At 66.6% G+C, this 22,797-nt stretch carries 19 protein-coding genes; 10 read left to right on the top strand and 9 right to left on the bottom strand.

Annotated features, from left to right (window positions below; all coding sequences use genetic code 11):
• Window positions 1-118 precede the first annotated feature (118 nt).
• From AvAM_RS02030 to AvAM_RS02020, 3 genes are all read right to left on the bottom strand, one after another.
• On the bottom strand, window positions 119-1,045 hold the full coding sequence (locus tag AvAM_RS02030) for a DMT family transporter (RefSeq protein ID WP_137745499.1): 927 nt from the start codon (window positions 1,043-1,045) through the stop codon (window positions 119-121).
• Window positions 1,042-1,614, bottom strand: a complete 573-nt coding sequence (locus tag AvAM_RS02025; protein ID WP_137745498.1) for a methylated-DNA--[protein]-cysteine S-methyltransferase — start codon at window positions 1,612-1,614, stop codon at window positions 1,042-1,044. Before AvAM_RS02025 ends, AvAM_RS02030 begins: the two co-directional genes overlap by 4 nt.
• Window positions 1,615-1,695: 81 nt before the next feature.
• The gene (locus tag AvAM_RS02020) at window positions 1,696-3,246 is read right to left on the bottom strand and encodes a DNA-3-methyladenine glycosylase 2 family protein (RefSeq protein WP_137745497.1); all 1,551 of its coding nucleotides are present in this window, start codon (window positions 3,244-3,246) and stop codon (window positions 1,696-1,698) included.
• 160 nt (window positions 3,247-3,406) lie between these two features.
• On the opposite strand from AvAM_RS02020, the gene AvAM_RS02015 reads away from it, so the two are divergent.
• The 4 genes from AvAM_RS02015 (at window position 3,407) to AvAM_RS02000 (ending at window position 9,463) form a co-directional block, all read left to right on the top strand.
• Window positions 3,407-4,795: a phosphomannomutase/phosphoglucomutase gene (locus AvAM_RS02015; protein ID WP_137745496.1), complete on the top strand. Its 1,389-nt coding sequence runs from the start codon at window positions 3,407-3,409 to the stop codon at window positions 4,793-4,795.
• A gap of 50 nt (window positions 4,796-4,845) precedes the next feature.
• On the top strand, window positions 4,846-5,643 hold the full coding sequence (locus AvAM_RS02010; RefSeq protein WP_137745495.1) for a carbon-nitrogen hydrolase family protein: 798 nt from the start codon (window positions 4,846-4,848) through the stop codon (window positions 5,641-5,643).
• Entirely contained in the window at window positions 5,640-7,025 is a 1,386-nt protein-coding gene (locus AvAM_RS02005) for a 3-deoxy-D-manno-octulosonic acid transferase (protein WP_137745494.1), read from the top strand. Before AvAM_RS02010 ends, AvAM_RS02005 begins: the two co-directional genes overlap by 4 nt.
• Window positions 7,026-7,162: 137 nt before the next feature.
• Entirely contained in the window at window positions 7,163-9,463 is a 2,301-nt protein-coding gene (locus AvAM_RS02000) for a bifunctional diguanylate cyclase/phosphodiesterase (protein ID WP_137745493.1), read from the top strand.
• A gap of 7 nt (window positions 9,464-9,470) precedes the next feature.
• On the opposite strand, the gene AvAM_RS01995 is transcribed toward AvAM_RS02000, so the two are convergent.
• From AvAM_RS01995 to AvAM_RS01970, 6 genes are all read right to left on the bottom strand, one after another.
• Window positions 9,471-10,811 carry a TolC family outer membrane protein gene (locus AvAM_RS01995; protein ID WP_137745492.1) on the bottom strand — a complete coding sequence of 447 codons (1,341 nt, stop codon included), beginning with the start codon at window positions 10,809-10,811 and terminating at the stop codon, window positions 9,471-9,473.
• A gap of 74 nt (window positions 10,812-10,885) precedes the next feature.
• A complete protein-coding gene (locus tag AvAM_RS01990) occupies window positions 10,886-11,239 on the bottom strand; it encodes a rhodanese-like domain-containing protein (protein WP_137745491.1) in 354 nt (117 codons plus the stop codon).
• A gap of 22 nt (window positions 11,240-11,261) precedes the next feature.
• A complete protein-coding gene (locus AvAM_RS01985; protein ID WP_137745490.1) occupies window positions 11,262-11,975 on the bottom strand; it encodes a protein-L-isoaspartate O-methyltransferase in 714 nt (237 codons plus the stop codon).
• Window positions 11,976-12,009: 34 nt separating this feature from the next.
• Entirely contained in the window at window positions 12,010-15,192 is a 3,183-nt protein-coding gene (locus tag AvAM_RS01980) for an efflux RND transporter permease subunit (RefSeq protein ID WP_137745489.1), read from the bottom strand.
• A 10-nt stretch (window positions 15,193-15,202) separates the two neighbouring features.
• On the bottom strand, window positions 15,203-16,393 hold the full coding sequence (locus tag AvAM_RS01975) for an efflux RND transporter periplasmic adaptor subunit (protein ID WP_137745488.1): 1,191 nt from the start codon (window positions 16,391-16,393) through the stop codon (window positions 15,203-15,205).
• Between the two features lie 2 nt (window positions 16,394-16,395).
• Window positions 16,396-17,100 (bottom strand): TetR/AcrR family transcriptional regulator, encoded by a 705-nt coding sequence (locus tag AvAM_RS01970; protein WP_137745487.1) that lies wholly within the window; start codon window positions 17,098-17,100, stop codon window positions 16,396-16,398.
• Window positions 17,101-17,331: 231 nt separating this feature from the next.
• Between AvAM_RS01970 and AvAM_RS01965 the strand changes: the two genes are divergently transcribed.
• The 6 genes from AvAM_RS01965 (at window position 17,332) to AvAM_RS01940 (ending at window position 22,795) form a co-directional block, all read left to right on the top strand.
• Window positions 17,332-18,144: a GntR family transcriptional regulator gene (locus AvAM_RS01965; protein WP_171012109.1), complete on the top strand. Its 813-nt coding sequence runs from the start codon at window positions 17,332-17,334 to the stop codon at window positions 18,142-18,144.
• Between the two features lie 47 nt (window positions 18,145-18,191).
• The gene (locus AvAM_RS01960; protein WP_137745486.1) at window positions 18,192-19,394 is read left to right on the top strand and encodes an ABC transporter substrate-binding protein; all 1,203 of its coding nucleotides are present in this window, start codon (window positions 18,192-18,194) and stop codon (window positions 19,392-19,394) included.
• Window positions 19,395-19,490: 96 nt separating this feature from the next.
• Window positions 19,491-20,363, top strand: a complete 873-nt coding sequence (locus tag AvAM_RS01955) for a branched-chain amino acid ABC transporter permease (protein WP_110959148.1) — start codon at window positions 19,491-19,493, stop codon at window positions 20,361-20,363.
• Complete coding sequence (locus AvAM_RS01950) at window positions 20,360-21,331, top strand: branched-chain amino acid ABC transporter permease (RefSeq protein ID WP_137745485.1); 972 nt, start codon at window positions 20,360-20,362, stop codon at window positions 21,329-21,331. Before AvAM_RS01955 ends, AvAM_RS01950 begins: the two co-directional genes overlap by 4 nt.
• The gene (locus AvAM_RS01945) at window positions 21,321-22,082 is read left to right on the top strand and encodes an ABC transporter ATP-binding protein (RefSeq protein WP_137745484.1); all 762 of its coding nucleotides are present in this window, start codon (window positions 21,321-21,323) and stop codon (window positions 22,080-22,082) included. The genes AvAM_RS01950 and AvAM_RS01945 overlap by 11 nt, the downstream gene beginning before the upstream one ends.
• Window positions 22,079-22,795 carry an ABC transporter ATP-binding protein gene (locus AvAM_RS01940; RefSeq protein WP_137745483.1) on the top strand — a complete coding sequence of 239 codons (717 nt, stop codon included), beginning with the start codon at window positions 22,079-22,081 and terminating at the stop codon, window positions 22,793-22,795. Before AvAM_RS01945 ends, AvAM_RS01940 begins: the two co-directional genes overlap by 4 nt.
• Window positions 22,796-22,797 lie beyond the last annotated feature (2 nt).

The following is a 22,797-nucleotide window of genomic DNA, read 5'->3' as shown; positions in this document are numbered from 1 at the left end:
CCGGGCATGTGCTCAACCCTCCGGGCAGGGCGCACAGGCACGCCCCTGACCCGGTGTCTCGCCACGGCACAGCCGTGGGGTATGAGCATGAACCCGGCGCAAAAACCATGCACCGAGTTTAGGCGCGTTCGGCAGTGCTGGCAGAGACGGCGCGCCCCCTGATAAGCCCGGTTGACAACATCGTGCCGCACACGATCACGAGGGCGCAGCCCAGCATCCAGGACGTGATGCTTTCGCCCAGGAACAGCGCGCCATACAGCACCGCAAACACCGGCGTGATGAAGGTCACGGCCAGGGCGCGGCTGGGGCCTGCGCTGGCGATGAGGCGGAAGTACAGGATGTACGCAATGCCCGTGCACATGACGGCGATGGCCACGATGGCGCCCCAGGCGCGCAACCCGGGCATCTGCGCGGGCCACAGCCACAGCGTGGGCAGCGCCAGGCCCAGCGCCGCACCCACCTGGCTGCCGGTGGCCGTGGCCAGCGGCGGGATGCCCGTCAGGTAGCGCCGTGCGAAGCTGGCCGATATGCCATAAAAGCCCGACGCCACCAGGCAGGCAACAATCGCCCAATGGGCCGCATCGGTCTTGAAGCCGGTGCCCGCAGGCGCGCGCCAGGCCAGCAGGGCCACGCCCCCAAAACCCAGGGCCAGGCCCACCCAGCGCAGCCGGTTGATGCGGTCGCCCAACCACAGCCAGGCCACCAGTGCGCCAAACAGTGGCACCGTGGCGTTCAGGATGGAGGCCAGCCCGGTCTGGATGTGCAAGACGGCCCAACCGAACAGGGCGAAGGGGATGGCGGAGTTGATGATGCCCGCCAGCATGATGGGGCGCCAGTGCTGGCGAAACGCCGGGTAGTGGCCCTGGCGCAGCATGATCGGCCACAGAAAGACGGCAGCCAGCCCCACGCGCAAGCCCACCATGGGCAGGGGCCCGAATTCCGAGGCGCCCATGCGCATGAACAAGAACGACGCCCCCCACAGCGCAGCCAGCAGGATGAACTCCGCGATCCAGCTGGAGACGGGCTGTTGGCCGGATGGGGTCATGGAGTGCCTTTCATTGTTGCCTGGCCTGGGGTGTGGGGGAGAAGGGATGGCTGTTCCGCTGCCAGCGCATTTTCCAGCGTCAGCAAGACGGCTTTGCGGTCGAGCCCGCCAGCGTAACCGGTCAGGCTGCCGTCGGCGCCCAGCACGCGGTGGCAGGGCACGACCACGGAGAGCGGGTTGCGCCCCACGGCGGCGCCCACGGCCCGCACGGCACGGGGGCGGCCTAGCTGCTGGCTGATGTCGCTATAGGTGCGCGTGGCGCCCCGGCCAATCGCCAGCAGGGCCTGCCAGACCTCTTGCTGGAACGGCGTGCCACCCGACAGGTCCAGCGGCAGATCGAAGCCCTCGCGTTCGCCGCGCAGGTACTGCTGCAGCTGGTGGGTGGCGGCCTGCAGCAGCGGGTGGCCGTCCGCCTCGGCCCAGGCGGCGCTGCCGTGCAGGCGCTGGCTGGGCTCGTGGCGCTGGCCTTCAAACCAGATGCCGCACAGGCCGGTGGGCGACGCGGCCAGGCGCACCGGGCCGAGGGCCGTGTCTGCGCGGGCTTGCACGGTGTGGGGGTGGTAGTGCATGGTGAATGCTCGGGTGTTATGAATAAAAACAGGGCTTTCCGCGCAATAGGCAAGCGCTGATGGCTATTATTTTGATAGCAACTACGCCAACGCCGCCCAGGCACGCAGCACGGCGTAGCTGCGCCAGGGGCGCCACGCTTCGGACGCTGCGGCAGCGGCGCGGGCCGGGTTCTTCTGGCCCTGAACACCCAGCGCCTTGTGCAGCGCAACGTCCCCGGCCGGGAAGGCATCCGGCCAGCGCAGCACGCGCATGGCGATGTACTGCGCCGTCCAGTCGCCAATGCCCGGCAGCGCACACAGCGCGGCCGTGGTGCGCGCCACATCGGCGCCTGCGTGCAGGGCCAGCGCGCCGCTGTCCACCGCCCGGGCCAGCGCCACGATGGCAGCCTGGCGCTGGCGCACGATGCCCAGCTGGCCCAGCGTGTCGCCATCGGCGGCGGCCAGCGTGGCAGCGGTGGGGAACAGGCGGCCCAGCTCCGGCCAGGGCGTGGCGATGGGCTCGCCCAGCCGCTCCACCAGCCGCTGGCCCAGGGTGCGCGCGGCGGCCACGGTGATCTGCTGGCCCAGCACGGCGCGCACAGCCAGCTCAAAGCCATCGAAGGCGCCGGGCACCCGCAGGCCGTCGCCATCCGGGAAGGCGCTGTGCAGCACGGCGTTGATGGCGGCCGGATCGGCGTCCAGGTCCAGCATGGCGCGCACGCGGCGGATCACGAGCGGCAGCACGGGGTAGAGGCTGTCGCTGGTCTGCAGCAGCACCTGGTGGCGCGCCACATCAAAGCGCGCGCTGAACCAGCCGGTGGTCTCCTGGCCCAGGCCGGTGCAGGCAGCGGGCAGGCGCACGGTGCGCCGCAGCGTGGCTTCGTGCGGCAGCACCCATTCCACGCCATGGAACTGCCGCCGCTCGAAAAACGCCAGCAGTGCGGGCACGTCAAACGGTGGCCGCCAGGCCAGGCGCAGCGCGGTGCCGCTGCCTTCGGGCGCACCGGCTGGCGCGGGTGCCGCGCCGCTGCGCCGCAACTGGGTGGGGTTGAGCCCGTAGTGCCCCGCAAACGCCGCATTGAAGCGCCGCACACTGGCAAAACCGCTGGCCAGCGCCACCTGGGTGACGGGCATTCGGGTGTCGGTGAGCAGCTGCTTGGCCGTGAGCAGGCGGCGGGTCTGCAGGTATTGCAGGGGCGAGACGCCCAGGGCCGCCTCGAAGATGCGCCGCAGGTGCCGGTCGCTCACGCCCAGGCGCTCGGCCAACCGGGCCACGGTGGCGCCGCCTTCACCCGGCGCCGAGGGGGCCGACCAGAGATCGGGCGCATCGAGCAGGCGCACGGCCTGCTGCACCAGGATGCTGCTCGCATCCTGCACCGACCACACCAGGGCCTGGGGCGCCAGCTCGGGCCGACAGCGCAGGCAGGGGCGAAAGCCTGCGTGCTCCGCCTGCGCAGCCAGGGCGAAGAAGCGGCAGTTCTCGCGCCGGGGCGCTCGCACGGCGCAGACGGGGCGGCAGTAGATGCCGGTGGAGGTCACGCCGGTGAAGAAATGCCCGTCAAAACGCGCGTCCCGGGCCAGCACGGCCAGGTAGCGGCCCTCGTCCGAGGGGGCGTAGGCATCGGCGGCAGAGGGCAGGGGGGTGGAAGTCATGGGCCCGATCATAGGGAGCGGTGGCGCCTGCACTGGCCGTTTTCGGACATGTGCCTGCAAGCGCTGCGGGCATCGGGCCGGGCAGGGGGGCCGCCTACAATGCAGCCGGCTCTTCAAGCCCATGCCGCCCCTCGCAACCCCTCGCTAAAGGTCTCTCGACGTGCAACCGACGCCCGCCATTTTCAAAGCCTACGACATCCGTGGCATCGTGCCCTCCACATTGAATGAAGAAGTCGCCCTGGGCCTGGGCCGGGCCTTTGGCACCGCCGCACGCGCCGAGGGGCAGACCACCGTGGCCGTGGGGCGCGACGGGCGCCTGTCGGGCCCCGCCATGTCGGCGGCGCTGATCCAGGGCCTGGTCGAGGCGGGCATCGAGGTCATCGACGTGGGCCTGGTCACCACGCCGCTTCTGTACTTTGCGGCCAGCACGCTATGCAACAGCGGCATCCAGGTCACGGGCAGCCACAACCCCCGGGACTACAACGGCTTCAAGATGGTGCTGAACGGCCGTGCCATCTATGGCGAAGAGATCCAGGGCCTGCGCCGCACCATGGAGCAGGAAAGCTGGCAGCTGGCACCGGGTGGGTCCGTGCGCCATGTGGATGTGCTGCCCACCTACCGCGAACGCATCGTGGGCGATGTGAAGCTGGCCCGCCCGATGAAGATCGTGGTGGACTGCGGCAACGGCATTGCCGGTGCCTCGGCCCCGGCCATCTTCCAGGCGCTGGGTTGCGAGGTGATTGAACTCTTCTCGGAGGTGGACGGCAACTTCCCCAACCACCATCCCGACCCCAGCAAGCCCGAAAACCTGCGCGACCTGATCGAGGCCCTGAAGGCCAGCGATGCCGAGCTGGGCTTGGCGTTTGACGGTGATGGCGACCGTCTGGGCATCGTCACCAAGGACGGCGCCAACATCTTCCCCGACCGCCAGATGATGCTATTCGCCCAGGACGTGCTCTCGCGCGTGCCCGGCGGCGAGATCATCTTCGACGTGAAGTGCACCCAGCGCCTGGCGCCCGCCGTGGCGGCTGCAGGCGGCGTGCCGGTGATGTTCAAAACCGGCCACTCGCTCATCAAGGCCCGCATGAAGGAGACAAACTCCCCATTGGGCGGCGAGATGAGCGGCCATATCTTCTTCAAGGAGCGCTGGTATGGCTTTGACGACGGCACCTATGCGGGCTGCCGCCTGCTAGAGATCTTGAGCAAGTCTCAAGACCCGAGCGCGGTGCTCAATGCGCTGCCCACCAGCTTCTCGACGCCTGAACTCAACGTGGCCTGCGCCGAAGGCGAACCCCACCGCCTCACCGCCGAGTTGCAGGCGCTGGCCGCAGGCCAGTTTGCCGCGCCCGCCACGGTGAGCACCATCGACGGCCTGCGCGTGGACTGGCCCGACGGCTTTGGCCTGATCCGCGCCAGCAACACCACCCCCGTGCTGGTGCTGCGCTTTGAAGGCCACACCCCCGAGGCGCTGGCCCGCATCGAGGCCGCCATGCTGGCGCTGCTGCACAAGGTCAAGCCCGATGCCCATGTGGGTGCGGCCAGCCACTGAGCGCTGCTCGATAACCCCGTATTCACCACCTTCCTGACCGAGCTGCCCGCGTGAACAACCCCTCCGTGTCCACCCCCTTGCGCATCGCCGCTGCACAGTCGCCCTCAGTCCCCGGGGACGTGGCGCGCAATGTGTTGACCCACCTGGCCTTTGTGCGGGTGGCGGCCGCCGAGGGCGTGCAGGTGCTGCTGTTCCCGGAGCTGTCGCTCACCGGCTACGAGCCCGCAGTGCTGGCCGCCAACGTGTTGGACGCCGACCACGCGGCACTGGCACCTCTGCGCCAGGCCGCGCGCGACCAGGGCATGGCCATCGTGGTGGGCGGGCCCGCCGCGCCGGTACAGCCCGGCGCCTTGCCCGCGATTGGCGCCTGGGTGCTGGCGCCCGATGGCAGCGTGGCGCTGTACCGCAAGCGCCATCTGCATGCCAGCGAAGAGCGTTTTGCCAGCGCGGGCACCGACGACGCGCAGGTGCACCTGCTCGCGGGCGAGCCTACGGGCATGGCGGTGTGTGCAGACATCACCCACCCTGAACACGCCAGCGCCGCACACGGCGCGGGCGCAGCGCTGTATGCGGCCGGGGCCTTGATCAGCCACCAGGGCTATGGCCCCGAATCCGCGCTGCTGGAAGCCTACGCACGCGACCACGCCATGGCGGTGCTGCTGGCCAACTACAGCGGGCCTTCGGGTGGCTATGTCAGTGCGGGCCGCAGTGCGGTCTGGGAGCCCGGCGGCCGCTGCGTGGTCACGGCCGAGGGTGATGCACCGTGCATCGTCTGGGCCGCCCGGGGTGACAGCGGCTGGAGCGGCGGCGTGGTGGCCGTGGACCTCCAGCACCTTGCCTTGGCATGAACCCCGCCCGCGCCCTGTATTCGGTGGTGACCTGGGGCGCCCAGCCCCTGCTGCGCCGCAAGCTGCGCCGCCGCGCCAAGGCCGAGCCGGGCTATGGCGTGGCCATTGGCGAGCGTTTTGGCCGCTATCCCGCGCCCATCGACAGCCTGATGATGCACAGCAGCTCCGACCCGCTGGGCCGCTTTGTGTGGATCCACGCGGTATCGCTGGGCGAGACGCGGGCGGCTGCCATCCTGCTGGCCGCGCTGCGCGAGCAGTTGCCCGGCATGCGCCTGCTGCTCACACATGGCACGGCCACAGGCCGGGCCGAGGGCGAAAAACTGCTGCTGCCCGGCGACCTGCAGGTGTGGCAACCCTGGGACACACCCGGCGCTGTGGCCCGTTTCCTGCGCAAGTTCCGCCCGGCCATCGGCATCCTGATGGAGACCGAGGTCTGGCCCAACCTGGTGGCGGGCTGCCGTAAACAGGGCGTGCCCCTGGTGCTGGCCAATGCCCGGCTCAACGCCCGGTCCTTGCGCAACGCACTGCGCCTGGCCATGCTGGCGCGCCCCGCCTACAGCAACCTGGCCGCCGTGTGGGCCCAGACCGAGGACGACGCTCAGCGGCTGCGTGCCATCGGCGCCAAGGTGAAAGGCGTGTTTGGCAACCTCAAGTTCGACGTGGTGCCCGATGCCCCCCAGCTAGCGCAGGGCCGCGACTGGCGCGCATTGGCCCCGCGCCCCGTGGTCATGCTGGCCAGCAGCCGCGAGGGGGAAGAGGCCCTGTGGCTCGAAAATTTGAAGAAAAAAACGGCCTCTGCGCGCGACCAGCATGCCCAAGCAGCTATCAATAGTGGAGCAAACGGTGCGCAGCAGCCGCCCCGTCCTGGCGGCGCCACCCTCGGCACGCAGGCCGTGCAGTGGCTCATCGTGCCGCGCCACCCCCAGCGGTTTGACGAAGTGCACCAGCTGTTGCTGCAGGCGGGCCTGAGCGTGTCGCGCCGCAGCACCTGGACGGGCGCGCCCGAGGCCGCCGACGTGTGGCTGGGCGACTCGCTGGGCGAAATGGCCCTGTACTACGGCCTGGCCCATGTAGCGATGTTGGGCGGCAGTTTTGCCCCGCTGGGCGGCCAGAACCTCATCGAGGCCGCCGCCTGCGGTTGCCCTGTGGTCCTGGGGCCCCACACCTTCAACTTTGCCGAAGCGGCCGAACTGGCCTGCGCCGCAGGCGCGGCGCAGCGTGTGCCCGACATGGCCGCGGGCATTGCCCAGGCCACGGGCCTGGCACTGGACCCGGCCGCCCACGCGGCGGCCAGCGAGCGGGCCAGCCGCTTTTCCACCGCCCACCGGGGCGCAGCGCAGGCCACGGCGCAGGCGGTGCTGGGCCTGGTGCAGCGCCGGTGAAGGTTTGGCCCCCAGAAACACGGGCCGCTCACCATCCTCGTCATCGGCTTGCAATCGCTGGATTGCGGCCGACCCTAAGCACAAAGTAAGCCGCAACCGCTACGATGGTGTGAAACAACTGTATCTGGCGGTGTCCTGTGGTTCCTGTTCACGACCTGGGTGTTGCGGCACTGGCGATCCTGGGCGTGGCGTTCCTGATCGGCTGGAGCAGCGCACGCCTGAACCAGGCCACGCTGCTCTGGGGCATTGCCCATCTGTCGCTGGCCGGGGCCACCTTCACCGGCTACCGCTACCACCTGCAGCCTGAATCGCAATGGCTGGGCACGGCGGCCACCTTGCTCACCGGCTTCTTCCTGGCCAGCCTGCACGGGGGCACCAACTTCCTCAGGGGCCGCATCATCGGCCCCGGCGCTTTGATAGGGCGCAGCCTCGGTGTAGCGTTTCTGATCGCGGTGGTGGGATTCGGGGGGGACAAAAACGCGGGCAGCATCCTGGTGCTGGGACTGATGATGCTGGTGTATGGGGTGTCAGCCTACCTCTGTCTGCGCATGCACTACCGGCTGCTGGCTGCAGCGTTTTCCCTTAAGACTGCGGCCTTCCTTCTGTACTTTCTGGAACCGTCCACCATTGGCACGCCCTTTCAGAATCCGGACGTTCTGGCGGTGGGGTGGGTCTCCAGTGTGCTGCTGGGACTGGTGCTGGTGGATGCAGCGATTGCGCAAACGCGGCAACGGCTGACCAACGTGATCAAGCACTTGCCCGATGCGTTGGTGGCCCGCAGGCTTGACGGCAAGATCCTGTTTTGCAATGACCGCTTTGCCCAACTGGCGGGCAGCACATCCCCCGCAGAACTGGAAGGCCAGCAAGTGCCGCTGCTGACCCGCGAGCAGGAAGAGGCAGAAGCCATGTTCCGCAAGGTCAATGCCATGGTGCGGTCGGGGCCCTTGGACGAGCCCATGCGCCTGGAGCGCTCGATCACCCCCGCACGGGGCGAGGCGTTTCCGGCCGAGATCATCTTCTCCAGCTACATGGACCTGGGCTACCCTGTGATCCTGGGCCTGATCCGCGACCTGAGCGAACGCAAGCGGGGCGAGGAAGAGCGCCTGCACCAGGCCAACACCGACCAGCTGACTGGCCTGCCCAACCGCCGATTTCTGGAACAGCAGCTCGACGCGGTGCTCTGGATCGCACAGCGCCAGCACACCCAGTGCGCCGTGCTGCTGATTGATCTGGACCATTTCAAGAAGGTGAACGACACCCTGGGCCATGCCTTTGGCGACGAGATCCTGCGCGACATTGCCCAGGCCCTGCGGGACCAGCTCAAACCCGGTGACCTGCTGGCGCGCCTGAGCGGCGACGAGTTTGCGCTGGTGATGGCGGGGTTGCCGTCCCTCATGAGCATTTTGGAGGTGGAAGCCCGCGCGTTGGCGCTGCTGCAGCTGATCCGGCGCCAGTTCAAGTCCGACGACATGGACTACCAGATCGAGGCCACCATCGGGGTCGCGTTCTCGGGCCGGGAGGGGCTTTCGGCCCCGGTGCTACTGCAGCACGCCGAGGTGGCGATGTACGAGTCCAAGGCGCGGGGGCGCGGGGGCTGGTGCTTTTTTGAATCCGACATGGACGAACGCCTGGCCGAATCCCTGCGGCTGGAATCGGCCCTGCGCCAGGCCGTGCCACGCGCGGAGCTGCGGCTGCACTACCAGCCCATCTACAGCTGCAGCACCGGCCGCATGGCCAAGGCCGAGGCGCTGGTGCGCTGGGAGAGCCCGCAACTGGGCTGGGTGCCGCCCGGGCGGTTCATCCCGGCGGCCGAGGAGTCTTCACTCATCCTGGAGCTGGGCCAGTGGATCCTGGAGGAGGCCATCCGCCAGGCGGCGCAGTGGCGTGCGCAGTCGAGCTTCGCGCCGGTGGTCAGCATCAATGTGTCGGTGCGCCAGTTTGCGCAGCCGGGTTTTGAGAGCCAGGTGTTTGCGCTGCTGGACCGCTATGGCCTGCCGCCCTCGGGCATTGAGCTGGAACTGACCGAAACCCTGCTGGCCAGCGACCAGGAAAACCTGCCCGCGCTGCTGCACCGTTTGCACGACGCGGGGGTGGGGTTGTCGCTGGATGACTTCGGCACGGGCTATTCGTCGCTGAGCTATCTCTCGCGCTTCAGCCTCAACACCGTGAAGATCGACCGAAGTTTTGTGATGGGCCTGCAGGAGAGCAGCCGCAACCATTCGCTGGTGCGCGCCATCATCTCGATGGCCCACAGCCTGCACCTCAATGTGGTGGCCGAGGGGGTGGAAACCTGGCGCCAGTACGAAATCCTCAAGGCCGAGGGCTGCGACTACCAGCAGGGCTATCTGCTGGGGCGGCCCATGGCGGCCGAGCAACTGCGCGCACACCCGCAGGTGGTGGCCGGGGAGGAGAGCAACATCCCCGACGCGGTCATCTAGGCCGCACTCACTTGATCAACAAAGCATTGATAGCTTCAACGTCCTGCTGCGTCAGCGTGCCTGCCGCCTGGCGCAGCTTGAGCGTGCCCAGCAGCACGTTGTAGCGGGCCTGGGCCAGGTCGCGTTTGGTCTGGAACAACTGGCTCTGGGCGTTGAGCACGTCGATGTTGATGCGCACGCCCACCTGGTAGCCCAGCTTGTTGGCATCAAGCGCGCTCTGGCTGGAGGCCTCGGCAGCTTCGAGCGCCTGCACCTGGCCCTGGCCGGACTGCACGCCAAAGAAGGCAGCGCGGGTGGCCTGGGCCACGTTGCGGCGGGCGGTTTCGAGGTCGGCCGTGGCTTTTTCTTCGAGGGCCAGGGTTTCCTTGACGCGGTTTTGCACCGCAAACCCGGCAAACAGCGGCAGGTTCAGCGCCACGCCCACACTGGCGGCGTTGCTGCGGCTGGTCACGCCGGGGGCGCTGATGGTGCCGTTGAGGTTGCGCGTGACGTTGTAGCCTGCCTGCAGATCCACGGTGGGCAGGTGGCCGGTTTCGGCCTTTTTGGTTTCGAGGCGGGCGATGTCGAGCGCAATGGCGGCCTGGCGCACGGCAGGCTGCTGGTCGCGCGCGGTGTCCACCCAGATGGTCACGTTGGCGGGTTGCACGCCGGGCAATTGCAAGGGCAGTGCCAAGGGGCGGGGCTGGGTGCCGGTGATACCTACCAGCTGGTCCAGTGCCAGGCGTTTCACGCGCAGATCGTTCTCGGCCGCGATCTCCTGGGCAATCACCAGGTCGTAACGGGCCTGGGCTTCGCGCGAGTCGGTGACGGTGGTGGTGCCGACCTCGAAATTGCGCTTGGCCGAGGCCAGTTGCTCGGACACGGCGGCTTTCTGGGCCTGCACAAAGGTCAGGGTGTCCTGCGCGGCCAGCACGTCAAAGTAGGCCTGGCTCACGCGCACCAGCAGGTCTTGCGTGGCGGCATCGAGCTGGGCCTGGGCCACGTCCACACCGCGCTGGCCTTGTTCCAGGTTGATGCGGTTGGCGGGCCGGTACAGCGGTTGCGAGGCATTGATGCCCACGGTCTGGACCGTGCCGGTGTTCTCGATCTTGGGCTTGCTCAGCTCCACATTGCTGCGGGTGAGGCCGCTGGTCAGCGCGGCCGAGGGCAGCAGCCCTGCACGGGCCTGGTCAGCCTTGCGGCCTGCGGCGTCGAGCTGGGCGCGGGCCGATTGCCAGGCCGTGTCATAGGTGCGGGCCGACTCCACCAGCTCCAGCAGGCTCTGGGCCTGCGCCGGGGCGGTGAGCGCCGCGCCCAGCGCCAGGGTCAGGGTCAGAAGGGACAGAGAATAAGGCCGGAATGCAGTCATGGAGGTCCTTCGGAAGGGTCTGCGGTTCGATGGAAGATGCGAGCGAGCGGGGCGGTGGGCGCCTTGGCAAAACCTCAGTAGCGGGGCACGCCCGGGTCGTTTTCGTGCGACCAGGCGTCGATGCCGCCGGTGATGTTGGCCAACTGCTCAAAACCGTTTTGCTGCAAAAAGGCCGCCACCCGCAGGCTGCGTGCGCCGTGGTGGCACAGGCAGGCAATGGGGCGCTGTGCCTCGCGGGCCGGGTCCAGCTCGGCCAGGCGGGCGGGCAGCTCGCCCATGGGGATGGCGACCAGCTCAAAGCCGTCAGCGCGCACGCTGGCGGTTTGCAGCTCCCAGGGTTCGCGCACGTCCAGCACCAGGGGCTGGCTGCCTTCGGGTGCCGTGGCAAACCAGGCAGACAGCTGGGCAGGGCGGACGTGATCAATCATGCAGAACTCCGAAGGATGGGAATCAGAACGTGAAGCCAGAGGGCTCAGGGAAGTTCACCAGGCGGGGCGCAATGGTGTCCCAGGGCGAGGTGGTCTCGAAACGGTCGCCGGTGCGGCGGGTCAGGGTGAAGCGCATCACGGGCTCACCACCCACGATGGCACCCAGGCGGCCGCCATCTTTCAGCAGCGAGAGCAGGGCGCTGGGCACTTCGGCCACCGAGCCGCTGAGAACGATCACGTCAAATGGGCCGTCCGGAATCGCGTCGCGGGCACCGTCGTTCTGGCGCACGTCGGCGTTCTGGATACCGGCATCACGCAGGTTTTCGCGGGCCATTTCGGCCAGCTCGGCATTGATTTCGAGCGACACCACGCGTTCGGCGCGGTGGGCCAGCAGGGCGGCCATGTAGCCAGAGCCTGCACCGATTTCGAGCACGCGGTCGGTGGACTTGATTTGCAGGTCTTGCAGGACGCGGGCTTCCACGCGGGGCTGCAGCATGCTGTGGCCCAGACGCACAGCCTCTTCGGCATCGCTGCCCAGCAGGGGCACTTCGATGTCCATGAACGCCATGCTGCGGTAGGCCGGGGGCACGAAGTCTTCGCGGCGCACCACGGCCAGCAGGTCGAGCACGTCGGCGTCGAGCACGTTCCAGGGGCGGATCTGCTGCTCGATCATGTTGTAGCGGGCCTGGGCGACGGGGTCGCTGATGTTGGCGGACGTGTTCAGGGGCATGTTCATGGAATTTCTCCGTGGAGGGCTGGCGCCGGGATGTTCAGGACAAACCCTTGATTTTAGGCGCTGGCTGGCCACGCCCCATCTTTCGCAGTGCCCATTGCGCCAGATCGTCCATGTAGCAATACACCACAGGCACCACCACCAGCGTGAGCAGCGACGAGGTAATCACCCCGCCAATCACCGCCTGGCCCATGGGCGCACGCTGCTCGGAGCCTTCCGACAGCGCGAACGCGAGCGGCACCATGCCAAAGATCATGGCCAGCGTGGTCATGAGAATGGGGCGCAGCCGCACGCGGGCGGCCAACAGCAGGGCCTCTGCACGCGGCAGGCCGGGCACGGTCTGGCCTGCGTCGTTCACATGCTCTTCACGCGCGCGGATCGCAAAGTCCACCAACAGGATGGCGTTCTTGGTCACCAGGCCCATCAGCATCACCACGCCGATGATCGAGAACATCGACAGCGTGGAGCGGAACATCAACAGCGCCAGCACCACGCCAATCAGCGTGAGTGGCAGCGAGGTCATGAGCGCCAGCGGCTGCAGGAAGCTCTTGAACTGGCTGGCCAGGATCATGTAGATGAAGATGATCGCCATGGCCAGGGCCGAGATGGCGTAGCCGAACGATTCGGCCATGTTCTTGGTGGAGCCGCCGAACTGGTAGCGGTAGCCGGGCGGGAAGGTCACGGTATCGAGCGCCTTCTTGATGTCCCCCGACACCTCGCCGGCCGAGCGCCGGGACACGTTGGCGTTTACGGCCACTTCGCGGGTCAGGTCGCGCCGGTTGATCTGGTTGGCGCCGGTGGATTCGGTCACATGGGCCACCTGGTTCAGGCGCACGATGCGCGTGGTTCCGTCGGCAGCGGCCAGTGCAAAGGGCAGACGCTCCAGGTCGGCGGGCTGGGTGCGGGCCTCGGGGGCCAGTCGCACGTTCACGTCATAGGTCTGGTCGTCTGGTGCGCGCCAGTTACCCACCGTGGTGCCCGCCACCAGCGTGCGCAGCGAAGCGGCCATGGGCGCCACCGACAGGCCCAGGTCCGATGCCACGTCGCGCTTGACTTCAAGCGCAATCACAGGCTTGTTGGGTTTGGCGCTGGTATCCAGGTCCACCAGGCCGGGAATGTCTCGGATTTTTTCGGTGACCACCTTGGTCAGGCGCTCCAGCTCCTGCAGGTCAGGGCCTTGCAGCGAGAACTCCACCTGCTTGTTGCCACCCACGGCATCCAGCAGGCCCACATGGGTGATGGTGATGCCGGGCACAGTTTTCAGGCGTTCGCGCAGCACTTCAGACATCTGGTCCACGCTGCGGCTGCGGTCCTTGCGGTCCACCAGGCGCACATAGATATTGGCGTAGATCTTGCCCTGAGCGCTGCCCGTGTTGATGGTGGACAGCGTGTAGCGCACCTCGGGCATCTCGCGCAGGATGCCTTCGACCTGCTTGGCCTTGGCCTCGGTGGCCTCCAGCGAAGAGCCCACGGGGGTGTAGAAATTGAGGCTGGTTTCGGAAAAATCGGCTTTGGGCACGAACTCGGTGCCCAAGAGCGGCACCATGACCACGCTCAGCACAAAGATCGCCACGGCAATGGCCATGGTGGCCAACTTGTGCACCAGCGACCAGCGCAAGATGTGCTGATAGCCCTCAGCCATGGCGTCGGTGGCGCGGTCAAACCAGCCGGTGACGCGGCCAATCGTCTTGTCGTACAGGGTGACGGGTTCTGTTTTCTGGCCGTGCGCGTGGATGCTCGGGTCGTGCCAGATGCTCGACATCATGGGGTCGAGCGTGAAGCTCACGAACATCGAGATCATCACCGCCGCGACGATGGTGATGCCGAACTCGTGGAAGAACTTGCCGATGATGCCGCCCATAAAGCCGATGGGCATGAAAACCGCCACGATGGACAGCGTGGTGGCCAGCACAGCCAGGCCAATCTCCTGCGTGCCGTCCATGGCGGCGTCATAGGCACCTTTGCCCATCTGCACATGGCGCACGATGTTCTCGCGCACCACGATGGCATCGTCGATCAGCAGGCCCACGCAGAGGCTCAGCGCCATCAGCGTGATCATGTTGATGGTGAAGCCGAACATGTTCATGAACAGGAACGTGCCAATCAGCGCGATCGGCAGGGTCAGTCCCGTGATGACGGTGGAGCGCCAGGAGTTCAGGAACAGGAACACGATGAGCACCGTGAGGATGGCGCCCTCGATCAGCGTCTGGCGCACGTTGTTCACCGCCACGCGGATGGGACGGGAGCTGTCGCCAATCGACTCCAGCCGCACGCCCGGCGGCAGCTGGTTCTTCAGCTCTGCCACGGCCGCGTTCAGGCCATCGACCACTTCGATGGTGTTTTCGCCCTGCGACTTCTGCACCGACAGCAGCAGGGTGCGCTGGCCGTTGTACAGGGCCAGGCTCTCGACTTCCTGGGCGCCGTCGTTCACCCGGGCCACCTGGTCCAGCCGGACGGGCGCGCCGTTCTTGCGGGCCACGATGATCCGGCCGAAGTCCTCAGGCCGCTCCATGCGGGCGTCGATCTGCACCACGCGCTCTTGCGCCAGCGAGCGGATCGCGCCCACGGGCAGGTCCTGGTTTTCGTTGCGCACGGCAGTGGCCACCTGCTCGGGGGTCACGCCAAAGGCTTCCAGCGCCTGCGGGTTCAGGTAGATATTGATCTCGCGCTTGGTGGCGCCCACCAGGTTCACGGCGCCCACGCCACGCACGTTCTCCAGGCGCTTTTTCAGCACCTGTTCAGACCAGGTGGTCAGCTCGACAGCACTGCGGCCGGATTTTTCATCGGGCAACACGGCCAGCGACCACACGGCGCGGCTGGCGGGGTCAAAGCGCAGCACACGCGGTTCCTTGACCTCGGTGCGCAGGTTGGGGCGCACGGTGGCCACCTTTTCGCGCACATCCTCGGCGGCCTTGCGGCCGTCGATGTGCAGCTGGAACTCGATGATGACAACGGCCGTGCCCTCGTAGCTGCGCGAGGTGAGGGCGTTAATGCCCGCGATCGAGTTGACGCCTTCCTCAATCTTCTTGGTGACTTCGCTCTCGACAATTTCTGGTGACGCGCCGGGATAGTCCACGGTGACCACCACCACCGGGAAGTCGATGTTGGGGAACTGATCGACCTTGAGGCGCTGGTAGGAGAACAGGCCCAGCACGACGATGGCGAGCATCACCATCGTGGCGAACACGGGGTTCTTGAGGCTGACTTTGGTGAACCACATGGCGGGGCGCTCAGGGGGCCGTGCGGGATGCTGCAGACAATGCAGGAGCCGCAGCCGCAGCGGCGGCAGGTGTGGCGGCAATCGATACGGCTGTGCCTTCGCGCAGCTGGCCCATGCGGCCAGCAATCACGGGCGTGCCCGCAGGCACCCCTTCCACCGCCACCAGGGTCTGGCCATTGACCACCGCGCGTGTACCTGTCTTGACCTCGGCATAGGCCACGCGGCCATCCTTCAGCGTCTGGAGGTAGGGCGCGGGCTTGTCGGTGCGCACGGCATCCAGCGGCACGGCCAGCACGTCGGCGCGGCCGATGTCGAGCGTGCCTTGCACAAACAGCCCCTGGCGCAGGGGTGTTGCGTTCTGGGTCTGTTCCACGCGCAGGTACACCGGCACAGTGCGGCTGCCTGCCTGGGCGCTGGGGTTGATGCGCACCACGGTGGCCGCCACCGGGGCAGGTACCCCTTCGACGGAAAGCTGCGCCTTCTGGCCCACGCGCACGGCCACGGAATCGGCGGGGGTCAGTAACGCCTCCAGCTCCAGGCGCGACAGGTCCACCACCTCGATGATGCGGGCGTCCACCGCCACGCGCTCACCGGGCTGGGCCAGGCGCTGGGCCACCTGGCCGCTGATGGGGCTTTTGAGCACGGTGTCTTCCAGCGCCTTGCGCGCCACATCGGCCGCAGCCACGGCCGCCTGGTAGCTCGATTGCGCAGCCTCCAGGCTGGCCTGGGAGGTGACCAGCGCGGTGGATGAAATAAAGCCCTGGTCCACCAGTGCCCGGTTGTTGGTGTACTGGCGCTGGTTGATGTCCACCTGGGATTTGGCGGCATCGGCCTGCTGCTGAGCCTGCCGCAGGCGGGCACGGGCCTCGGTGGGGTCGATGCGCGCGACCTCCTGCCCCACCTTCACGCTGTCACCTTCGCGCACCGTGAGGCCCTGCAACTCGCCGCCCACCCGGGCCTTGACCATGGCCGAGTCCACCGCGCGCAAGGCGCCCGACACCGGCACACCCAAGGCCAGATTGGCTGGCGACACCCGCAACACCTCGTCAGCGCCCAGTTGTAGCGGTGCTGTCACACGCTGCGCAGCGGCCTCGCCCAGGGCCTTTTGCTGCGCCTGCCGCGCGGCCATGGCACGCCAGACCCCACTGCCCACCAACACAACGGCGATGGCTGCTGCCATCCAGGGAATCCAGCGTTTCATGATCAGACAGGGGTTGAGGGGGAGAAAGAAGGGGAGGGGAACGTGGCATCGGGCCGCACACACAGCCCCTGCAGGATGTTGTCGGCCTGCATGTCGATGTACTGCTCGGGCGTCATGCCCAAAGCATCGGGCACGCAGGCACCCACAGAATGCTTCCACAGCATCAGGAAAATCATGGGCGCCAGCACCAGGTACACGGCGTAGTCCGGGTTCATGGGGCGAAACTCACCCCGCGCCACACCCCGCTCCAGAATGCGCCGGATCAGCGCCTGGCCAGGAAGGATCACTTCCTGCTGGTAGAACTGGACGATCTCGGGAAAGTTTTGTGCTTCGCTGAGCATCAGCTTGGTGATGCCCGACGCCTTGGTGGCGCCGATGCGCTCCCACCAGACCTGGTAGCAGTAGCGCAGCACCTCGCTGGTGGTGCCCGCAAAGTTCTCCAGCTCGTCGCTCCATTCGGCAAACCGGCCCGCGATGTTTTCGCGCACCACGGCTTTGAACAGCTCTTCCTTGCTGGGGAAATACAAAAACAGCGTGCCCTTGGACACCCCGGCCCGGGCAGCCACTTCATCCACCCGTGTGGCGGCAAAGCCTTTTTCCACAAACAGGTCAAGCGCGGCCTCCAGCAGCTCACCGGGACGGGCTTCCTTGCGGCGCTCGCGCTTGGTGCTGGTCGTGGCAGTGGAGGGCACAGGGGTGGGGTTCAAACCGGGTATTTTTAATGACTGACTGGTTAGTAATGTAGCCAATGCCCGTGGGAGCGTCAATGCGACCACGCCATACGCTGTCAAAAAAGCGCCCGTTTTGTCTTGCAGCAGTCCTCGCTGGCACGTTGGTTGCAAGCACTCGGTGCAATGCACCGACCGCACAAATGTCCGCAGGTTGGTAGATTTCAAACCCAAATGTCTTATTGACAGGACATTAGAACCATTCCTAATATGGCCTCCATGCCGTCCAACAACCTGCCGCTCCCCAAATACCACCAGATCTATCTGGTGCTGCGCGAGCAGTTGCAGGAGGGCCGGTTTGCCGATGGCCTGCCAGGCGAGCTGGCGCTGATGCGGCAGTTCGCCGTGGCGCGTGTGACGGTGCGCCGTGCACTGGAACTGCTGGAAGGCGAGGGCATGATCTCCCGCGAGCCCGGCCGGGGCACCCGGCCAGTCCCCCCTGCTGCGGCCCACGCCAACGATGCAGGTGGCGAGGGCGAAAGCAGCCGCGCGCACCTCACCGGCCTGCTGGAGAACCTGGTCAGCATGGGCCTGCGCACCTCCGTCAAGGTGCTGGATGTGGATACCGTCACCGCGTCCCGCGCTGTGGCCGGGGCACTGAACATCGCGGTGGGCGACGCCGTGCAAAAGGCGGTGCGCGTGCGCAGCACCAAAGAGGGCCCGTTGTCCCATATCACCACTTATGTGCCCGCCGACATCGCCCGCCAGTTCGGGCGTCGCGAGCTAGCACGCAAACCCATCCTGGTGCTGCTTGAAGAATCCGGCGTGAAGGTAGGCCGTGCGCACCAGACCATTTCGGCCAAGCTGGCCGATGCCGTGGTGGCGCGGCACCTTGATGTGTCCGTGGGCTCGGCGTTGCTGGCCGTGCGCCGCCTCATTTATGACGACCAGGAGCGCCCGGTGCAATGGCTGCACGGGTTGTACCGGCCAGACCGCTACGAATACGAAATGCAGCTGTCCCGCGTGGGCAGCATTGATGCCAAGGTCTGGGTCAGCAAAGAGCTGTCGGCCCAGTTCCACTGAATCCCATCCCCCCACCTCAACCCTACCTACCTGCCAGGAGAATGCCCATGAGTACTCGCCGCCATTTCATGACCCAGTCGGCCGCCGCCGCGTCGGCACTGGCCTTCCCGCTGGTGGGCGGTGCCCAGGCCAAGTCCGTCAAGGTAGGGGTGCTGCACCCCGTGACTGGCGCACTGGCCTATTCGGGCCAGCAATGCCGTGAAGGCGCGATGATGGCCATTGAGGACATCAACAAGGCGGGCGGCATAAAGGCCCTGGGCGGCGCCAAGCTCGAAGCGCTGCTGGGCGACGCGCAGTCGCAGCCCCAGGCTGGTGCCGCCGAGGTCGAGAAGATGAATGAAGCGGGCGTTTCAGCCGTGGTGGGGGCGTTTGCCTCGGCCATCTGCCTGGCCACCACGCAGGCCGCCGCCAAATACAACCTGCCGCACATCGTGGACGTGGGTGTGGCCGACCAGATCGTGGAGCGCGGCCTCAAGAACACCTTCCGTTTTGGCCCGGGCTACAAGAAGTGCACTGAAACCGCCATGGCCAACCTGCATGTGCTGAACACCGCAGCCGGGAAACCCGCCAAGACGGTGATGATCATCCACGAGGAATCGCTGTTTGGCTCGGGCACTGCCCAGCTGCTGTCGCGCGAACTGCCGGGCTACGGCTACGAAGTCAAGGAAGTCATCAAGCACGCCAATCCCACGCGCGACTTCAACAACATCGTGTTGCGCATGAAGGCGGTGAACCCTGACATCGTCATCCCCGCCAACTATTACAACGAATACGCGCTGCTGGTGCGCACCATGCAGCAGCAAAAGGTCACGCCCAAGGCCATCTACTCTGTGCTGGGCGGCGCCGCGTCGAGCTACAAGTTCGTCAAGGAGTTCCCGGACGCAGCCAACGGCATCATCGACTGCAACCACTGGTTCAACCCCAAGGACAAGCGCGCGCAGGACCTGAAGAAGCGCGTCGAAGCCAAAGGCCTGTTCTTCAGCTACGAGCTGTTCATGACCTACACCTCGATGTGGCTGCTGGCCGACGCGCTGGAGCGTGCCAAGTCGGCAGACCGCGCGGCCCTCATCGATGCACTGGAGAGGAGCACCTTTGCCGATCACATCATGCCGTACGGCCCCACCAAGTTTGTGGCCGGGCAGAACCAGGGCGCGCAGCCACTGATGACCCAGGTGCTGAACAAGGACATCAAGGTCATCATCCCGCGCGACTACCGCGAAGCGGACCCGCTCTTCCCGCTGAAGGCCTGACACCCACCACTTTTCAGCCCTGATCGCAGGGGCTGCAGGGCGCCTCATACCGAGGCGCCAGGCCGCGCCTTTGCCTGAATGGCGCCCATTCCCTCCATGTTCGACCTCAGCATCCTCTTTCCGTCGGTCCTCAACGGCCTGACCACGGGCGCGGTGTATGCCCTCATCGCGCTCGGGCTCACGTTGATCTACGGCGTGCTGCACATCATCAACTTCGCGCACGGTGCGTCGCTGATGCTGGCGCTGTACGCGGTGTACCTGCTCAAGCAGCACTTCGGGCTGGACCCCTATCTGGCGCTGCCCATCCTGGTGCCTGGCATGTTCGCCCTGGGTTATGCGCTGCAGCGCCTGGTCATCAACCGCGCCAGCCATGGCAAAGACGAAAACATCCTGCTCGTCACGCTGGGCATTTCCATCGTGATGGAAAACCTAGCGCTGCTGTTCTTCAAATCCGACACGCGCACCATCGACACGGCCTACACCCTCACCACCGTGGCGGTGGGGCCCGCCATGATCGCCTTGCCCAAGCTGGTCGCCTTTGCTGGCGCGCTGGTGGTGTCGGCCGTGCTGCTGTGGATCGTGGGCCGCACCGACCTGGGCCGCGCCATCCGCGCCGTGGCCAAGGAGAAGCACGGCGCCAAGCTCATGGGTATCAATGTGGATCATGTGTATGCCATGAGCTTTGGCATTGGTCTGGCCTGCCTGGGTGCTGCCGCCTGCTTTCTGCTGCCAGCGTATTACGTGAACCCCCAGGTGGGCAGCGGCTTCGTGCTGGTCGCGTTCACCATCGTAGTGCTGGGCGGCATGGGCAGCTTTACCGGCGCGCTGGTGGGTGGTCTGCTGATCGGCGTGGTGGAGTCGCTGGGCGGCCTGTACCTGGGTGAATCACTGGGCCAGATCGGCATCTTTGCCATCTTCATCGCAGTGTTGCTGTTCCGCCCGCAGGGCTTGTTTGGAGCCAAGGCATGAAGCAGATTGCAAGCATTGGATTGTTTGCCGTCGTCGTGGCGGCAATCGCCGCGTTTTCCGACTCCGGCGTGTTGCTCAATTTCGTGATGATGTCGCTCTACGCGGCGCTGCTGGCGCAGGCGTGGAACATCCTCGGGGGCTTTGGCGGTCAGTTCTCGTTCGGGCACGCACTGTTCTTCGGCACGGGGGCCTACATCCAGGCCATTGCCCAGATGCAAGGGGGCATCAATCCCTGGATTGCCTTGCCCATGGCGGTGGCCGGTAGCGCGCTGGTGGGGCTGTTAGTGGGCGGGCTGTCGTTCCGCTATGGGCTCAAGGGCTCGTACTTTGCGCTGGTCACGCTGGCCTTTGCCGAAGTGTTTCGCATCTTGGCGCTGTCGGTGCCGTTCACTGGCGCAGGTGTGGGGCTGATGCTGCCGCTCAAAGAGTCGCTCTCCAACATGCAGTTTGGCTCGCGCAAGGGCTTTGTCTTCCTGATCCTGGCGCTGGTCACGCTGGCGCTGCTGGTCAGCTGGTGGCTCAAGAACTCGCGTTTTGGAGCCTGGCTGCAGGCCGTGCGCGACAACGAAGACGCGGCGCGCGCCATCGGCGTCAACCCTTTCGGCGTGAAGATGGGCGCCATTGCTCTGTCAGGCGGCTTTATGGGCGCAGCCGGGGCGTTCTATGTGCAGGTGTTCCAGTACATCGACCCGGGCATCGCCTATGGTTCGGCCACCTCGGTCGAGGCGCTGGTCGCAGCCATTGTCGGTGGTATCGGCACCGTCTGGGGCCCTGTGCTGGGTGCGCTGGTGCTGCACATCCTGGCCGACGTCACGCGCAACCTGTTCGGCCAGCTGCCGGGCATCAACATGGTGATTTACGGCGTGGTGCTGGTGCTCATCGTAATGTTCTTGCCCCGTGGCATTGCGGGCATCGGGCAGTCGGTGGTGGCGGTATGGAAACGTTCGGGAGGCCGCCATGGCGAATGACCTGTTGCAGCTCAGCGGGCTGAGCAAATCCTTCGGCGGTCTGAAGGCCGTGCAAAACGTGAGTCTGGCGGTGCCGGAGGGTTCGCTGACCGCGCTGATCGGCCCCAACGGCGCGGGCAAGACCACGCTGTTCGCGCTGATGTCGGGCTTTGTGCGGCCTGATACAGGCACCGTGCGCTTTGCGGGCCAGGACATCACGGGCCAGGCCCCGCACCTCAACGCCCGACTGGGCATGACGCGTACCTTCCAGATCGTGCAGCCTTTCGCAGCGCAGACCGTGCGCGAAAACATTGCCGTGGGCGCCCACCTCAATGAGCCCAACCGCCGTGCCGCGCTGGCGCTGGCCAGCGACGTCGCAGCCCGCGTGGGTCTGGCCCCGCAGCTGGACAAACCCGCGGCCGACCTCACGGTGGCTGGCCGCAAGCGCCTGGAGCTGGCGCGCGCCCTGGCCACCCGGCCGCGCTTGCTGCTGCTCGACGAAGTGCTGGCTGGCCTCAACCCCCAGGAGATTGCCGAGATGATTCCCGTGGTGCGCGGCATTGCCGATGGTGGCGTGACCGTGTTGATGATCGAACACGTCATGCAGGCGGTGATGAACCTGGCCGAGCATGTCTGGGTGCTGGCCCAGGGCCAGCTCATTGCGCAGGGCAACCCCGCGCAGGTCACCTCGGACGAGCGGGTGATCGAGGCCTATCTGGGCCACGGCACCGCCGCCCGTTTGCGCGCCGCCGCACCGCAGGAGGCTGCATGAGCACCTCTCCCTTGCTGGAAATCACCGGCCTGCGCGGCGGCTACGGCCGGGTGGAAGTGCTACGGGGTGTGGATCTGCAGGTGCTGCCGGGCGAGACCGTGGCGCTGCTGGGCAGCAACGGCGCGGGCAAGTCCACGCTGAATAACGTGGTCTGCGGCATCTACAAGGCCTGGGCGGGCAAGGTGGCATTTGATGGGGCCGACCTCAGCGGTGCCCACTACACCGACGTCGTCAAGGCCGGCCTGATCCAGGTGCCCGAAGGCCGCAAGATCTTCCCCAACCTGAGCGTGATGGAGAACCTGGCGCTCGGCAGCTTCACCCGGGCGCGCGAGCGCCGGGCCGAGAACATTGAAAAGGTATTTGCCACCTTCCCACGCCTGAAGGAGCGCACCCTGCAGCTCGCCGGCACCATGAGCGGTGGCGAGCAGCAGATGCTGGCCATCGGCCGTGGAATGATGGCTGAGCCGCGCCTGCTCATCCTTGACGAGCCTTCGCTGGGGCTGTCGCCCCTGCTGGTCGAAGAGATGTTTGGCCTGATCCGGCAGCTGCGCTCCACAGGCCTGGCGGTAATGCTGGTGGAGCAGAACGTGGGCCAGTCCCTCGAAATCGCCGACCGAGCCTACGTGATGGAGAACGGAAGCATCCGCTTCTCGGGTGCCCCCGCCGACTTGCTGCGCAGCGACGACCTGCGCCGCGCCTATCTGGGGCTGTGATG

This window comes from Acidovorax sp. NB1, from assembly GCF_005405905.1.
In the GTDB taxonomy this organism is placed as follows: domain Bacteria; phylum Pseudomonadota; class Gammaproteobacteria; order Burkholderiales; family Burkholderiaceae_C; genus Acidovorax.
The sequence above is the reverse complement of the archived record's forward strand: the minus strand, read 5'-3'. Positions and strand labels throughout refer to the sequence as shown.

What these genes read in the sequence shown, in the direction of transcription:
- AvAM_RS01955 (WP_110959148.1), top strand. Translation starts at nt 19,491, where the DNA reads ATGTTCGACCTCAGCATCCTCTTTCCGTCGGTCCTCAACGGCCTGACC.
- AvAM_RS01990 (WP_137745491.1), bottom strand. Translation starts at nt 11,239, where the DNA reads ATGATTGATCACGTCCGCCCTGCCCAGCTGTCTGCCTGGTTTGCCACG.
- AvAM_RS01960 (WP_137745486.1), top strand. Translation starts at nt 18,192, where the DNA reads ATGAGTACTCGCCGCCATTTCATGACCCAGTCGGCCGCCGCCGCGTCG.
- AvAM_RS01965 (WP_171012109.1), top strand. Translation starts at nt 17,332, where the DNA reads ATGGCCTCCATGCCGTCCAACAACCTGCCGCTCCCCAAATACCACCAG.
- AvAM_RS02025 (WP_137745498.1), bottom strand. Translation starts at nt 1,614, where the DNA reads ATGCACTACCACCCCCACACCGTGCAAGCCCGCGCAGACACGGCCCTC.
- AvAM_RS01995 (WP_137745492.1), bottom strand. Translation starts at nt 10,811, where the DNA reads ATGACTGCATTCCGGCCTTATTCTCTGTCCCTTCTGACCCTGACCCTG.
- AvAM_RS01940 (WP_137745483.1), top strand. Translation starts at nt 22,079, where the DNA reads ATGAGCACCTCTCCCTTGCTGGAAATCACCGGCCTGCGCGGCGGCTAC.
- AvAM_RS02020 (WP_137745497.1), bottom strand. Translation starts at nt 3,246, where the DNA reads ATGACTTCCACCCCCCTGCCCTCTGCCGCCGATGCCTACGCCCCCTCG.
- AvAM_RS01950 (WP_137745485.1), top strand. Translation starts at nt 20,360, where the DNA reads ATGAAGCAGATTGCAAGCATTGGATTGTTTGCCGTCGTCGTGGCGGCA.
- AvAM_RS01975 (WP_137745488.1), bottom strand. Translation starts at nt 16,393, where the DNA reads ATGAAACGCTGGATTCCCTGGATGGCAGCAGCCATCGCCGTTGTGTTG.
- AvAM_RS02030 (WP_137745499.1), bottom strand. Translation starts at nt 1,045, where the DNA reads ATGACCCCATCCGGCCAACAGCCCGTCTCCAGCTGGATCGCGGAGTTC.
- AvAM_RS01980 (WP_137745489.1), bottom strand. Translation starts at nt 15,192, where the DNA reads ATGTGGTTCACCAAAGTCAGCCTCAAGAACCCCGTGTTCGCCACGATG.
- AvAM_RS01985 (WP_137745490.1), bottom strand. Translation starts at nt 11,975, where the DNA reads ATGAACATGCCCCTGAACACGTCCGCCAACATCAGCGACCCCGTCGCC.
- AvAM_RS02005 (WP_137745494.1), top strand. Translation starts at nt 5,640, where the DNA reads ATGAACCCCGCCCGCGCCCTGTATTCGGTGGTGACCTGGGGCGCCCAG.
- AvAM_RS01945 (WP_137745484.1), top strand. Translation starts at nt 21,321, where the DNA reads ATGGCGAATGACCTGTTGCAGCTCAGCGGGCTGAGCAAATCCTTCGGC.